Annotated in this window: 13 protein-coding genes; 5 read left to right on the forward strand and 8 right to left on the reverse strand. The window is 55.0% G+C overall.

Annotated elements, in window-relative coordinates; translation table 11 throughout:
• Positions 1-2,895, forward strand: coding sequence for a collagen-like protein (locus tag EGT74_RS21795; protein ID WP_158618259.1), 2,895 nt, complete (start codon positions 1-3; stop codon positions 2,893-2,895).
• A 625-nt stretch (positions 2,896-3,520) separates the two neighbouring features.
• On the opposite strand, the gene rpsG is transcribed toward EGT74_RS21795, so the two are convergent.
• The 4 genes from rpsG to EGT74_RS21815 all read right to left on the reverse strand — a co-directional run bounded on the left by rpsG (position 3,521) and on the right by EGT74_RS21815 (position 6,356).
• Positions 3,521-3,988 carry a 30S ribosomal protein S7 gene (gene rpsG / locus EGT74_RS21800; RefSeq protein WP_123848651.1) on the reverse strand — a complete coding sequence of 156 codons (468 nt, stop codon included), beginning with the start codon at positions 3,986-3,988 and terminating at the stop codon, positions 3,521-3,523.
• Between the two features lie 32 nt (positions 3,989-4,020).
• Positions 4,021-4,401: a 30S ribosomal protein S12 gene (rpsL, locus tag EGT74_RS21805; RefSeq protein WP_026751391.1), complete on the reverse strand. Its 381-nt coding sequence runs from the start codon at positions 4,399-4,401 to the stop codon at positions 4,021-4,023.
• Positions 4,402-4,539: 138 nt separating this feature from the next.
• Entirely contained in the window at positions 4,540-4,839 is a 300-nt protein-coding gene (locus EGT74_RS21810; protein WP_123848652.1) for a hypothetical protein, read from the reverse strand.
• Between the two features lie 410 nt (positions 4,840-5,249).
• The gene (locus EGT74_RS21815) at positions 5,250-6,356 is read right to left on the reverse strand and encodes a branched-chain amino acid aminotransferase (protein WP_246008276.1); all 1,107 of its coding nucleotides are present in this window, start codon (positions 6,354-6,356) and stop codon (positions 5,250-5,252) included.
• A gap of 127 nt (positions 6,357-6,483) precedes the next feature.
• Here EGT74_RS21815 and EGT74_RS21820 point away from each other — a divergent pair, with 127 nt between their 5' ends.
• The 4 genes from EGT74_RS21820 to EGT74_RS21835 are packed head-to-tail and all read left to right on the forward strand — an operon-like array spanning position 6,484 to position 8,581.
• Positions 6,484-6,981, forward strand: a complete 498-nt coding sequence (locus EGT74_RS21820) for a hypothetical protein (RefSeq protein WP_123848653.1) — start codon at positions 6,484-6,486, stop codon at positions 6,979-6,981.
• Between the two features lie 16 nt (positions 6,982-6,997).
• Complete coding sequence (gene rdgB / locus EGT74_RS21825; protein WP_123848654.1) at positions 6,998-7,576, forward strand: RdgB/HAM1 family non-canonical purine NTP pyrophosphatase; 579 nt, start codon at positions 6,998-7,000, stop codon at positions 7,574-7,576.
• Positions 7,576-8,007 carry an acyl-CoA thioesterase gene (locus EGT74_RS21830; protein WP_123848655.1) on the forward strand — a complete coding sequence of 144 codons (432 nt, stop codon included), beginning with the start codon at positions 7,576-7,578 and terminating at the stop codon, positions 8,005-8,007. The genes rdgB and EGT74_RS21830 overlap by 1 nt, the downstream gene beginning before the upstream one ends.
• Before the next feature lies 1 nt (position 8,008).
• On the forward strand, positions 8,009-8,581 hold the full coding sequence (locus EGT74_RS21835) for a nitroreductase family protein (RefSeq protein ID WP_123848656.1): 573 nt from the start codon (positions 8,009-8,011) through the stop codon (positions 8,579-8,581).
• A gap of 5 nt (positions 8,582-8,586) precedes the next feature.
• On the opposite strand, the gene EGT74_RS21840 is transcribed toward EGT74_RS21835, so the two are convergent.
• From EGT74_RS21840 to EGT74_RS21855, 4 genes are all read right to left on the reverse strand, one after another.
• Complete coding sequence (locus EGT74_RS21840; RefSeq protein ID WP_123848657.1) at positions 8,587-10,134, reverse strand: glycerol-3-phosphate dehydrogenase/oxidase; 1,548 nt, start codon at positions 10,132-10,134, stop codon at positions 8,587-8,589.
• A gap of 179 nt (positions 10,135-10,313) precedes the next feature.
• Positions 10,314-11,810: a glycerol kinase GlpK gene (gene glpK / locus EGT74_RS21845; RefSeq protein WP_123848658.1), complete on the reverse strand. Its 1,497-nt coding sequence runs from the start codon at positions 11,808-11,810 to the stop codon at positions 10,314-10,316.
• Positions 11,811-11,824: 14 nt separating this feature from the next.
• On the reverse strand, positions 11,825-12,175 hold the full coding sequence (locus EGT74_RS21850; protein ID WP_119078730.1) for a PadR family transcriptional regulator: 351 nt from the start codon (positions 12,173-12,175) through the stop codon (positions 11,825-11,827).
• A 57-nt stretch (positions 12,176-12,232) separates the two neighbouring features.
• Positions 12,233-13,651, reverse strand: coding sequence for a glycoside hydrolase family 125 protein (locus EGT74_RS21855; RefSeq protein WP_123848659.1), 1,419 nt, complete (start codon positions 13,649-13,651; stop codon positions 12,233-12,235).
• Between the last annotated feature and the right edge of the window lie 140 nt (positions 13,652-13,791).

Here is a 13,791-nt window from a genome sequence, read left to right on the forward strand (position 1 = left end):
ATGAAAAAGATATTTAACCTCATCATACTCTCACTGCTCGCATACCTGCCCCAGACCTTCGCACAAAGCGGCCTGAGCGGCACCAACTACCAGGCCGTGGCGCGGAATGCCAACGGCACTGTATTGGCGAACGCCGCCATCACCGTGCGGTTCTCCATTTTGGGAGGCTCCGCCGCAGGCCCCGTGCAATACCAGGAAACACATAACGCCAATACCAACGCACTGGGGCTTTTCAGCCTGCAAATCGGCCGCGGTACGCCTGTTTCAGGCACCTTCGCCGGGGTACCCTGGGCGAACGCCAACCAGTACGTACGCGTGGAAGTGAACACCGGCAGCGGGTTCAACGTGCTGGGCACCAGCCAACTGATGGCAGTACCTTACGCCATGTTCTCCGTTAACGGCGGTCTTCCGGGTCCTGCCGGTCCTGCTGGCCCTGCTGGCCCCGCCGGTCCTGTTGGTCCTGCCGGCCCCGCCGGCGCGGTTGGCCCCGTTGGCCCCGCAGGTGCGGTTGGTCCCGCCGGTCCTGCCGGTGCAGTTGGCCCCGTTGGCCCTGCTGGTGCGGTTGGCGCAGTGGGCCCGGTTGGCCCTGCCGGTCCTGTTGGACCGGTTGGTCCCGCCGGTCCTGCCGGTTCTATAGTTGGCGCCCCCGCGGGTGGCGACCTCTCAGGATCTTATCCTGATCCCGTGGTAGCTAAAATACAGACGCGGCCCGTAAATGCGGCCGCTCCCATAGCTAACGACGTGCTGAAATTCAATGGCGTGGAATGGGCGCCCGGCACGGTAGGCGGTGCATTCACCCTGCCTTACGTTGCCAATGAGAACAACCCTGCTACTCTCTTTTCCATCAATAATGCCGGCGACGGTACTTCCCTGGAAGGCACTAACGGCACCACTACCAGTAATGTTGCAGCTATACGCGGTATTATCACCAGCACAACTCCCGGAGGGTTCTCCGCAGCGGTACGTGGTATCAACAACGGTACCGGCGGTTTGGGCGTTGGTGTGTATGGCTCGCAGAACGGCAGTGGCTGGGGTGTGTATGGCGTGACCCCGAACGGGCTCGGCGTGTATGGCAACGCCAGTGCCAATGGTATCGGGGTATATGCAAACGCCAATACCGGCACCGGTTTGACCGCGACAAGCAACAACGGCATACCGGCCAGCATCAGCATCTTCAACAACGCCAACAACAATAATGCTTTGGTGGTCAATTCCGTGGGCAACGGCACCGTAGTGAACGTGACCACTACCGGAAATGGCGCCGGGGTACGCAGTTCTACCGCAGCCGGTTTCGCCATACATGGTATTACCAGCGCGGTGACCTCCGCAGGTGTCATCGGTGACAACAACGGCGGTGGCGAGGCGGTAGTAGGCCGCACCACCAGCGACATCGCAGGCGCCGTAGTAGGCCGCAACGATGGCGGTGGTTACGGTGTGCGCGGCTTTGTTGCCACCAATACCTCTGGCACTGCAGTAGGCGTACTGGGACAGGTAGGGCTGAATAACAGTACCGGCCGGGCCGGCAGGTTCGAAAACTTCCTGAACACCAACACCACGGGCAACACACTCGAAGTGGAAACCAATGGCAACGGTAATATTCCCGACAACACGCAGGGTAACGCCGCCTCTTTCCTGGTGAATAATACCAACAGCGTGGCTGCTGGCGTGCGCTCTGAAGTAAAAACCATCTTTGGCAACTTCGGTGCGGCAGGTATATTCGGTATCTCTTCCGGTACGGGCGGCTTTGCCGGTTTGTTCCATGCCTCCAATGCCAGCGGCAACGGCCCTGCGCTGGTAGCCATCACAGATGGTAACGGCAACGCCATCACCGCCAACGCATCCAAAGACGGTAACGGTGTGGAAACCAATATCGATGGCGGAGGCAATGCGCTGTACGCATGGGTGCCCACATTTGCCACAGGCCGTGCAGGGCGTTTCAATATCTTCAACGAAACCAACACCAGCGATGTGATCACCGTCACCACAGTGGGCAACGGTATCGCCGGTAACTTTAAAGTGGATAGGGTTACGGGTACTTCTGCGGCGGTAAGAGGTGAGGTGAATTCACAATTTGCCAACTTCGGTACGGCGGGGATCTATGGTATTTCATCCGGCACCGGCGGTTACGCGGGCCTGTTCCATGCATCAAACCCGGCCGGCAACGGGCCCGCCTTGATCGCCATTGCGGATGGCAATGGGAACGGCATTACCACCAATGCTTCCAACAGCGGCGACGGCATTGAGGCCACCGCAGACGGCACCGGATCCGCCATATACGCCTGGATACCCAACTTCGGCGATGGCCGGGCAGCACGTTTCGTGAACTATAACACCGGCAACACCAATCCCGTGCTGACAGTAGAACAGCATAGCAATGGTTCCATCGCTCTGTTCAAAAGCGGCAACCCGGGTACGGTAAACGTAGCACGCATAAACTCAGCTGGCAGAGGTTTTTTCAATGGCGGTACACAAAACTCCGGTGCGGACGTGGCTGAGGCTTTTGACGTAATCGGCTCCATGACTGCTTATGAGCCCGGCGACGTGATGGTCATCTCCACCAGCACAGACCGCACCATGGAAAAGTCATCCTCACCTTATTCCACCCTCGTGGCCGGTGTGTATGCCACCAAACCCGGTGTGCTGCTGACGGAAAAAGAAGGCGTGGAAGATATCACCGACCAGGTACCGATGGGCGTAATCGGCGTGATTCCCACAAAAGTGTGCGATGAAGGCGGCGCCATCAAACGCGGCGACCTGTTGGTAACTGCCAGCAAGGCCGGTTATGCGATGAAGGCCGACCCCGATAAGGTGAAACCCGGCCAGGTGATCGGCAAGGCATTGCAGGAGCTGGCAGCCGGTGAAGGCAAGATCAAAGTTCTCGTGAATGTTAAATAAACAGCGCAGGAGCCAGGTTTAAACTTCTGAGGTTTATGTCTGGTTACTGTGGCGAAGCGCCGGTCCGAAAGGACCGGCTTTTTTATGGACAGCCTTCCGGGGGAGCTTTACGACGGGTGATCCCTGGGAGGTATTGCTCCAAGGTTACTACGGATGTCAGGAAACAACCGGTGCATTGGCAAGTGCGCTGTTGGGGAAATCAGGTCCGGGCGGGCGGAGAAAAAGCAGCTGCAACCAGGTACTGCTGGGGGAAAAAGCGTTTCAAAGCTATCATCCCCACCCTCAGGAGCGTTGCGGAAAGAAGCAACCAGGTGGCTTTGCGGGAAGGATACCACCTCCCTATCCTCAAGGGAAGTGTTCCCGGGAAGAATGAAGCAATCAGGCGCCTTTGCAGGAAGAATGCCACCCCTCTATACTCCTGGGAAGTGTGTGTTCCCGGGAGGAATGAAGCAATCAGGCGACTTTGCGGGCTCTGGAGAACATATCTCTGTATCCCCGGCGGGCGTTGCTCCCTGCAGGAAGGAGCCCCTGAAACCCGGAGAACACAAAAAAAGCAAACATCCCCGGAAAACTCCGGGGATGTTTGCTAAAGATATATATGCACCGCGGTGAGGCGGGCGGATAATTAAACTTTGAAGTGGGAGAAAGCTTTGTTTGCTTCAGCCATACGGTGGGTGTCTTCTTTCTTTTTGAAAGCGGCGCCTTCACCTTTGCTGGCGGCAACGATTTCGTTGGCCAGTTTCTCTGCCATGCTCTTACCATTTCTTTCGCTGGCGTAGCGCACGAGCCATTTGATGCTCAGGGAAACTTTCCTGTCTGCACGAACCTCAGCGGGGATCTGGAAGGTGGCACCACCGATACGGCGGCTGCGTACTTCAACGGCAGGAGTTACGTTAGATAATGCTTTTTTCCAGATTTCGTAACCATTTTCGTTGGTCATCTGGCTTACGCGGTCGATCGCGTCGTAGAAAATTCTATAGGCAATGCTCTTTTTTCCTTGTTCCATGACGTTGTTCACGAAACGAGTTACCAGTTTATCCTGGAACCTGGGATCGGGTGCCAGGGGTAATTTTTTTGCAGCTTGCTTTCTCATTTATTTGAAAAATTTCAACTATTTACGATTAATTATTTTTTGGCCTTTTCCTTCTTGGTACCATATTTGGAACGGCTCTGCTTCCTGTCCTTCACACCAGCAGTATCCAGGGAACCACGAACAATGTGGTAACGAACACCCGGCAGATCTTTTACCCTGCCGCCGCGGATCAGAACGATAGAGTGCTCCTGCAGGTTGTGACCTTCACCCGGAATGTAGGCGATCACCTCTACTTTATTGGTCAGACGCACTTTTGCAACCTTACGCAATGCAGAGTTCGGCTTTTTAGGGGTGGTAGTGTACACGCGGGTACATACGCCACGACGCTGAGGGCAGGCATCTAAAGCTCTTGACTTTGATTTGGCCCGGATAATTTCTCTTCCTTTTCTTACTAATTGTTGTATTGTAGGCATTCTTACCTAATTTATATTTTTTTCTGCTAGTTTACAATGACATCCAAATAGCCCATTATGAGAATTTGGGAGGGCAAAGGTATCATTTCCTATTTAGAATACAAAATTGTGATCGAAGAAATTTTTGAAAAAGCCCCATTACCGGGCATTTTCTTTCAATAATTCCGTCACTACCTGCTCCCACTCCACCTCCAGCAATACCGAAGGCATTCTTTTCCCCGCCCGTGCGTACCAATAACCGGCGTTCCCGTTATCGCCCTCCTTGCGGTGAAGGTAGGCATGCACCCAGGAACCCCGGGCCGAATGAACCTCCTGGGCAATATCGTGGCTCCGGTCCCAATCCCCCTTCCCGTCCCACCACATGGCTTCCAGCACCGGGGAAATTCCCGGCGGAGGAGCGGCCTGCTGCAGGCTGAGTTTAAATTCGGCGAAGGTCATGGGCCGCAAAGATAGTCAATTATAGCAGCATAAAAGTCCAAAAACGCCCCATATGCCATAGCAGCGGGCACCTGCTGAAAAGGCTTGATTACAAATAAATGATAATCAAGCAAGTACACACATAATAGTAGCTGAAACCTGCCACCCTCCTGTGATCCTTGTGTGATCCTTCGGTCAAACACCGTCAAATCCGCCAGGGTATTGAAAGCCACAGGAGAATCGCTATAGGATCACAGGAGAAACACAGGAGGATCACACAAGGATCACAGGAGGATGGTCGATAAGGCACAAACAAAAATGTGCGACCCGGAAAGCTTACCGGGGTTCAGCCGGAACCCCAAATCGGTTTCCACCCACAACAAAAAAGCCCCCGGCATCCCGGAGGCTTTCCCTATCAAGGTTGTTATTAGTTATATCCGGTAATTCCAGCCCTTGTCGTCCGGTACCTTGCCGGTACGGATGGCATCGAGGCGGGCAATCACTTCGGCGCCCACTTCATATTGGGTGGTATCAAGCGATATTTTATGATCTTTATAATCGAGCTGCTCCACGTAGGCCACACTGGCGGCGGTGCCGGTGCCAAACACTTCCCGGAGGGTACCGTTCTGGTGGGCGGCCACCACCTCTTCGATAGACACTGGGCGCTCCTCCACCTCAAAGCCCATTTCCTCCAGTACGGTCATCACACTGGCGCGGGTCACGCCGGCCAGAATAGTACCGTTGGTCAGGTCAGGGGTGAGGGCGCGGTTGCCGATGATCACGAACACATTCATGGTGCCGCATTCCTGCAGCCATTTGTATTCGTGGCCGTCAACCCACAAAATCTGGTCGTAGCCCTGTTTGCGGGCCTGCATGGTGGGGTACATCGCCCCCCCGTAGTTGCCGGCCGCCTTGGCATAACCTACCCCGCCGGGGAAGGCCCGCACATATTTGTCCTGCACCAGCAGGTGGATGGGTTTATTAAAATAAGGCCCCGAGGGGGAATTGATGATGGCGAACTTATAGGTGTCCGACGGGCGCACACCGATAAACTCGTCCGCCGCAATCATGAACGGCCGCAGGTAGAGGGAACAGCCTTCGTTAGACGGCACCCAGTCGCGGTCGAGGTCGATCAGCATGGCCATACCGCCGATAAAGAGCCATTCCGGCACTTCGGGCATTCCCATCCTTTCGGCGCTTTTATTAAACCGGGCGTAGTTGTCGTACGGGCGGAAAATCATCGGACGGCCTTCCTGGTCGTTATACGCCTTGATACCCTCGAAAATCGCCTGTCCGTAATGCCAGGCGGCATTGGAGGGGCTCACGCTCAGGTGCTGGAAGGGCAGGATTTCTGCGTTTTTCCATTCTTTACCGTCAAAATCAGCCACCAGCATATGGTCGGCGTATTTTTTACCAAATACCAGGTTGTTGAAATCAACCTCGGCCAGTCGGCTTTTTGTCGTTTTTGTAACCTTAATCTTCCTGGCTGCTTCTTCCATCAGGGGGGAAGTAGCACCGGTATACTCAACTGCCATCATGGTTAATCGATTTTATCTCAATATTTTTACACTTTCTTAAGCCGGCTGTCGTTCCCTGTGAACGATTCGCAAATAAACGTTATTTCCCCAACATGGGGCGTTCATATTAAACCTTAATAATATATTTATGAGCCTTGAGCAATTACAGCTGGATCCCTATTTGTTGGCGCAAATGTACGACCAGCCTATCATCCCCGAGGTGCGGCAGGCGGCTCCGGCAGCCCCGAAAGCATTGCCCAAACTCAAATATTTAGGCGAAAATCAAAAAAACATACTGCTGCTGATACAAAATGAAAGCGAAGCCTATTTGAACGAAGAATTATTCAATCTCCTCGCCAATATATTAAATGCTTGCAAACTCGGCATGCAGGAAGTTGCATTGCTCAATGTTGCAGGATACCCGGGGCTGACGCTGCAGGACTATCATACGGCCCTCGGCTTCCGCCAGTGCATCGTATTCGACATACCGCCCGCTCAGCTGGGTCTGGCGGAGATGGAGCCCTACCGGCTCGAAACCCATTTCGGGGCATCGGTCCTGTACTCCCACCATCTGCAACAAATTGCAACAGACAAGGCTTTGAAAGGCCGGCTATGGCTGGCATTGAAACAACTTTTCGGAATCTGACAACAAAATGGACGACATGACCTTAGTATTCGCCACCAACAACGATAACAAAGTAAAGGAGATACGCTCGATGTTAGACAGCAGCTTCAACATCATTACGATGAAAGAAGCGGGCATCGACATGGACATTCCCGAACCGCACGACACCCTCGAAGCCAATGCGCGGGAAAAATCGGAAACCATCTACCGGATCACGGGGCGTAATTCCTTTTCGGAAGACACCGGCCTCGAAATCGACGCCCTCAATGGCGCGCCCGGCGTGATTTCCGCCCGGTACGCCGGCGAGCAGAAAAACGCGGAAGACAATATGGACAAGGTATTGCATGAACTGCAGGGCCAGACCGACCGCAACGCCCGCTTCCGTACGGTCATCTCCCTCATCATCGACGGCACCGAGCACCAGTTCGAAGGCGTGGCCGAAGGCACCATCCTGCCGGCGCGGCAGGGCGGCAAAGGTTTCGGGTACGACCCCATCTTCCAGCCCCTGGGCAGCAGCAAATCGTTCGCCGAAATGGACCTTGCGGAAAAAAACCAGTTCAGTCACCGCGGCAAAGCCTTCAAAAAGCTCATCGCCTTCCTTCAACAGACAGCATAATGGCGAAAGTAAAAATCGAGCTGCCGGCGGCATTCCCCTTTTCCACCACTATCCCCGTGCGCATCGGCGACGTGAACTACGGCGGCCATGTGGGCAACGACGCCATTGTTTCAGTGCTCCACGAATCACGCATGCAGTACCTGGCCTCCCTGGGCTGTACCGAACTGGCGTTTTTCGGGGTGGGCCTGATCATGGCCGACCTGGCCGTGAGCTATAAAGGCGAAGCATTTTACGGAGACGCGCTCACCGCCGAAGTGACAGCCGCGGAACTGGGCAGCGTGGGCTTTGAACTTTTATACCGCATCAGCACCCAACGCAACGGCCAAACGGTGCTGATTGCCGAAGCCAAAACAGGGATGGTGTGTTTTGATTATAACAGCCGTAAAATTGTGCGGCTGCCGGAGACATTCAATAAAAAAATCAATGGATAGCATGGAAAATATAGCAACGATCATCCGGCAGCGCCGGACGGTGAAGCCCACCAGCATGAATGGCAAAAAGATAGCAGACGAAACGGTGCGTGAGTTAATGGAGCTGGCCGACTGGGCGCCCACCCATGGCCTGACCGAGCCCTGGTATTTTGTGGTGTTCAGCGGCGACAAAGTGCAGGAGTTCTGCGCCGAGCACGCCGAACTGTATAAAACGTTCACGCCCGCGGCCGGTTTCATCCCGGGCAACTACGATAAATTGAAAACCCAGGGCGACCTGGCTTCGCATCTTGTAGCTGTTTGCATGAAACGGGGCAGTAATCCCAAAATCCCCGAAATCGAAGAGATCGCCGCTACGGCCTGCGCCGTGGAAAACATCTGGCTGGCCGCAACGGCACAGAACATCGCTATGTACTGGGGATCAGGAGGTATGACGTACCATCCTGCCATGCAGGACCACCTTGGCCTCGGCGACGACGACAAGGTGATGGGATTCCTCTACCTGGGTTATACAGACGAGGCTCCACGGCCCGGACGGCGCGTGAAGCCTCTTGATGAAAAAGTAAAGTGGATGTAGTGATTTTATTGCAACTGGTACGTTTTGGCCAAACGCTGGAAAGAACGTACCTGTTGCTCCTGCCATTGCGCGTCTTTCCCCATTTCGGCGGCCATGATGCCTGCAACTTCGGGCGCTACCCGCACTGCCTCTTCCGCATCGAGAAACAGGGCCCGCGTTCTGCGTGCCAGCACGTCTTCTACCGAATGCGCCATTTCCTGGCGCACCGCCCACAGCACCTGGGCTTTGATGATGCCGAGCGATTCGCTTACGACTCCTCCCCCGCCCGGCAGGTTTTTTACCGCTGCCGCGTCGGCGCCGTAAAAATATAAGGGATCCGCCTCGCTGAGTTTCTGCGCCGAGCCATGGATCGCCAGGTGACGGGTTACGGAAGGTCTATGCGGCCAGATTTTTACTTTCTCCAACCGGTCCACCACGTCTTCCCCCATTTTGCGGTAGGTAGTCCACTTGCCGCCCAGAATAGTCACCAGGCCGGAAGCCGACACCATGATCTTGTGGTTGCGGGAAATCTCTTTGGTTTTTTCGCTTTTCTCCGGTTTGGCGAGCGGGCGCAGGCCTGCCCAGACGCTCTTGACGTCCGCGCGGGTCGGTACCCGGGTAAGGTACTGGCCGGCGGTATTGAGGATGAAATTGATCTCTTTTTCCATCGCCACGGGGTCGAGGCTGATTTCGTTGACGGGATTATCGGTAGTGCCTACTACGATCTTGTTGTGCCAGGGCACGGCGAACAGCACACGGCCGTCGCTGGTTTTGGGGATCATCAGCGCATTGGTGCCGGGCAGGAACGAAGCATCCAGCACGAGGTGTACCCCCTGGCTGGCCACGATCTTGCGTTTGATGCCCGGGTCGTCCATTTCGAGGATATCGTCTACGAACACGCCGGTGGCGTTGATGATGCCTTTGGTTTTGATGCGGTACTCGCGGCCGGTTTCAGTGTCTTGCGCCGTCACATAAGAGAGCTCGCCGTTACCGTTTTTCTCCAGTCCCTTCACCCGCATGTAGTTGAGGGCAATCCCCCCCTGTTCGTAAATGGTCTGCACCAGGTTCACGGCCAGGCGGGCGTCGTCGAACTGCCCGTCGTGGTAAAGGATGCCGGCGGACAGATGGTCTTCTTTCAGGCCGGGCAGCTTCTCGAGCGTTTCGCGGCGCGAAATATGCCGGGAGCGGCCCAGGCTGAGGCGGCCGGCCATCCAGTCGTACAGCTTCAGGCCGATCGTATAAAAAATACCCTCCCACCAGCTGTAGGCAGGGATGATAAAAGAAAGATTTTTTGCAAGGTGTTGCGCGTTTTTCAGGAGCAGCCCCCTTTCGATACTCGCCTCCCTGACGAGGGCCACATCGCCCTGAGCGAGATAGCGGACGCCCCCGTGGAGCAGTTTGGTGGCTTTACTGGACGTGGATTTAGCAAAATCAGATTGTTCAAGCAGTAATGTTTTGTACCCCCTGGTGGCCGCTTCCAGTGCTGCCCCCAGCCCTGTAGCCCCTCCCCCTATAACAAGCACATCCCATTCCGTGCCATTCCCGATTGCCTTCAGTTGTTCTAAACGGTTCATTAGATCGATTGTTCAAGCATTATTATACAATATACATCGTATTCCGATACTGGCAAAATTATACGATTTATACAGCTCTTTTCAGACTTTTTGAACAAATGCGCCAGGATCGTCTCATAACATTGATGTTTAGGGGTTTATATATAAATAACAGGTTAACGACCCCAAATGTTTGTCGGCTAAAAGTCCCAGTTTTTCACGCGGGCAATGGCTTTCTGCCACTTTTCCCGGAGCCTGGCCTGGCCCGGCTGGGGTGCTTCGGGTGAAAAAACGCGGGCCACCTTGTATTGTGCTTTGATTTCGTCGAGTGTCCAGAAGCCGGTAGCGAGGCCGGCGAGATAGGCTACCCCGGTAGCGCCGGCAGGCATTACCTGCGGCCGCATCACGGGGCATTGCAGGATGTCTGTCTGCATCTGCATAAAAAAGTCGTACAGCGCGGAAGTGCCGTCTACCCGCAGTTCGGTGATGGCGCGGCCGCTGTCTTTTTCCATGGCCTCCAACGCGTCGGCAATGCCGAGGGCCACGCCTTCCAGGGCGGCGCGGGCGATGTGGCCGGAAGAAGTGCCGCGGGTAATGCCGATGATCATGCCGCGGGCATAGGGATCCCAGTAAGGGGTGCCGAGGCCGGAAAGGGCGGGCACAAACAGCACGCCACCGTTGTCGGGCTCAGTTTGCGCCAGGGCCTCGATTTCGGCGGTGGACTCGATGAGCCCCAGACCGTCGCGGATCCAGCGGAACACGGAACTGCCGCCGAACACGCTGCCTTCGAGCGCATATGTCACCGTATCACCGATGCGCCAGGCGATGGTGGTCAGCAGGTGATGGTCGGACACGATGGGTGTGGAACCGGTGTTCATCAGGGCGAAACAGCCGCTGCCGTAAGTGTTTTTCACCATGCCGGGCTCCAGGCACATTTGCCCGAAGAGAGAGGCCTGCTGGTCGCCGGCGAGCGCCGCGATGGGAATTTCCGCATCCAGTATGCCGGGTGCGGTATGCGCCACCACTTCGCTGTTGGAACAAACGGCGGGAAGCAGTTTATGGGGGATATTAAAAAGCCGCAGCAGCTCCGCGTCCCAGTCCTGTTCGTGGATATTGAACACCATGGTGCGCGAGGCGTTGGTAATGTCGGTGACGTGTTTTTTACCACCCGTCAGTTTCCAGACCAGCCACGCATCGATGGTGCCGAAGGCCAGCTGGCCCTGCTCGGCGCGGATGCGGCCGTCTTTCACATGATCGAGTATCCAGGATATTTTACTGGCGGAGAAGTATGCATCGAGGATGAGACCGGTTTTCTGCCGTATCAGTTCGGAAAACCCCTGGTAGCGGAATTCGTCGCAGAGTTTGGAGGTGCGCCGGTCCTGCCAGGCAATGGCGTTGTACACCGGCTCTCCCGTTTGCCGGTCCCAGATCACGGTGGTTTCGCGCTGGTTGCAGATACCGATGCCGGCAATTTCACCGGCTTCGATGCCGGCGCTGGCCACCAGTTCTTCCATCACGGAAAGCATGGTGAACCAGATCTCGTTCGGGTCCACTTCAATCCAGCCCGGTTCGGGATAATATTTTTCGTATTCTTTCTGCAACTGTTTCACCACCTGCCCCTCACGGGAAAACAATACCGCACCGGCGGCACTGGAGCCGAGGTCGAGCGACAGGATATATTTCTTCCGGGTATTCATTAGCGCAACTAGGTTTAAACGTTCTTGAGATCGGTGATGGCCTGCATCAGCTCGCCGAGGTACTGGTACATGGTTTCGAGGTAGGTATTGCCCTGTTCGGTCAGTTTATAATACTTCCGCGGCACCCCCTCGTCCATCTCCACCCATCGGGAGTCGACGAGCTTCTCCTTTTTGAGGCGGCTCAGCAACGGATAGATCGTGCCTTCCGCAATATCCATATCGGCCAGCTTCTTGATTTCACTGATCAGTTCGTACCCGTACCGCTCCTTTTTCTGGAGCAGCAGCATAATAATATACTCAAACAGTCCTTTTTTGATCTGGGATTGCCAGCGCGTGATGAAATAGGCATTTTGCTTATTCTCCATAAGGGAATTTAGTGCGTTAGGTGGATTAAAAATAAGCAATTGCTTATTCTTTATGGATTATTTGAGCAAATGCGGCCTTTCCTTATATACTTTCCAGATGAGCTCCCCGAAAATGGTGTTGGCCCAGGCGAACCAGGCGCGAGTGAACTTCGCCGGGTCGTCTTTATGAAATGACTCGTGCATGAATCCCTTACCGGCATGGCATTTCTGCAGCGTTTGCAGACAGTGGCTGATTTCCGCGTCGCTGTTGCTGGTAAGGCCCTGCATCACGAGGCTGATGGGCCAGATGCGGTCGAGACCGGTATGCGGGCTGCCGATGCCCTTGCCTGCTTTCCCGGAAAAGAAGAAGGGATTCTCGGAAGAGAGGATAAGCTTGCGGGTATTGATATAAACGGGATCGTTGGGTTTGATGGCGCCCAGGTATGGGAGCGACAGCAGGCTGGGCACGTTGGCGTCGTCCATGATATTGAAGCTGCCGTAGCCGTTCACCTCGAAGGCATACACCTTGCCGAACTGCGGGTGCGTTACGATGGCGTATTGCTGCAGCGCTTTTTCCACTTCCGCGGCGAGCGCCCTGCATTCTCCGGCCAGTGCGGCATCTTTATGCAGCGCCTGCACCATTTCAGCGGCCTGTTTGAGGCTCACTACGGCAAAGAAATTGGAAGGGATCAGGAAACTGAAAATGGTAGCGTCGTCGCTTGGGCGGAATGTGGAACAGATGAGGCCCACGGGTTTTACGGGATAACCGTACCCGCTGAGCGGCACACCGTCGGTAGCCCAGGAGGTGTTCCGCTGGAAGTGGTACGGGCCGGGACCGTTTTTCCGCTGCTGCTCTTTAAAAGTTTTCAGCGTCAGCGCGATGGATGATTTCCAGGTATCGTCGAAGGGCGCGGTATCGCCTGTTTTTTTCCAGTACTGGTAAGCCAGGCGGATGGGGTAACAGAGGGAATCGATCTCCCATTTCCGCTCGTGAATACCGGGTTTCATATCGGTCAGGTCGGTTTTCCACTCACCCTGTTTGTTTTCGTCTTTATAGAATGCGTTGGCGTAGGGATCCTTGAGGATGCACTTCACCTGGTGGTTGATCACACCGGCGATGAGGTGCTGCAGTTCCTTGTCTTCCTGCACCAGCTGGAGGTATGGCGACACCTGGGCCGTACTGTCGCGCAGCCACATGGCGTCAATATCGCCGGTAATCACGTAGGTATCCGGCCGGCCGTTTGTCGTTTCATATTCCACGGTGGTATCGAGCGTGTTCGGGAAACAGTTTTCGAACAGCCAGGCCAGTTCGGCATTGCCGCTTTTGGCTTTTACCGCTGCGATGGCCTTTTCCACCGCCTCGCTGCGGAACTTGCGCTGCGCCGCGGGGATGCGCACAACAGGAAAACCGGAATTGGCGGCCCAGCCGAGCGCGGGGCGGAACAGGAGTGCGGAAGAGAGGACAGCAGACTGCTGGAGGAATTTTCTACGGCTCATATTTCATTCAATTAAAAATGAAAAATAGCAACTTCTCCGCCAATAGTACCTGCTAAAATTTGCTAATCGGGGAAAAATGGACGGTCTATAGACATAGACCGGCGCTCTTACAGTGATACTTGAACAATTCCTAACGCTTA

This window comes from Chitinophaga lutea (assembly GCF_003813775.1).
GTDB classification, from domain to species: Bacteria; Bacteroidota; Bacteroidia; order Chitinophagales; family Chitinophagaceae; genus Chitinophaga; species Chitinophaga lutea.

Bases quoted from the DNA above. Each gene is read 5' to 3' on its own strand.
- EGT74_RS21795 (WP_158618259.1), top strand. From the start codon at position 1: ATGAAAAAGATATTTAACCTCATCATACTCTCACTGCTCGCATACCTG.
- rpsG (WP_123848651.1), bottom strand. From the start codon at position 3,988: ATGAGAAAGCAAGCTGCAAAAAAATTACCCCTGGCACCCGATCCCAGG.
- rpsL (WP_026751391.1), bottom strand. From the start codon at position 4,401: ATGCCTACAATACAACAATTAGTAAGAAAAGGAAGAGAAATTATCCGG.
- EGT74_RS21810 (WP_123848652.1), bottom strand. From the start codon at position 4,839: ATGACCTTCGCCGAATTTAAACTCAGCCTGCAGCAGGCCGCTCCTCCG.
- EGT74_RS21815 (WP_246008276.1), bottom strand. From the start codon at position 6,356: ATGATGGCAGTTGAGTATACCGGTGCTACTTCCCCCCTGATGGAAGAA.
- EGT74_RS21820 (WP_123848653.1), top strand. From the start codon at position 6,484: ATGAGCCTTGAGCAATTACAGCTGGATCCCTATTTGTTGGCGCAAATG.
- rdgB (WP_123848654.1), top strand. From the start codon at position 6,998: ATGACCTTAGTATTCGCCACCAACAACGATAACAAAGTAAAGGAGATA.
- EGT74_RS21830 (WP_123848655.1), top strand. From the start codon at position 7,576: ATGGCGAAAGTAAAAATCGAGCTGCCGGCGGCATTCCCCTTTTCCACC.
- EGT74_RS21835 (WP_123848656.1), top strand. From the start codon at position 8,009: ATGGAAAATATAGCAACGATCATCCGGCAGCGCCGGACGGTGAAGCCC.
- EGT74_RS21840 (WP_123848657.1), bottom strand. From the start codon at position 10,134: ATGAACCGTTTAGAACAACTGAAGGCAATCGGGAATGGCACGGAATGG.
- glpK (WP_123848658.1), bottom strand. From the start codon at position 11,810: ATGAATACCCGGAAGAAATATATCCTGTCGCTCGACCTCGGCTCCAGT.
- EGT74_RS21850 (WP_119078730.1), bottom strand. From the start codon at position 12,175: ATGGAGAATAAGCAAAATGCCTATTTCATCACGCGCTGGCAATCCCAG.
- EGT74_RS21855 (WP_123848659.1), bottom strand. From the start codon at position 13,651: ATGAGCCGTAGAAAATTCCTCCAGCAGTCTGCTGTCCTCTCTTCCGCA.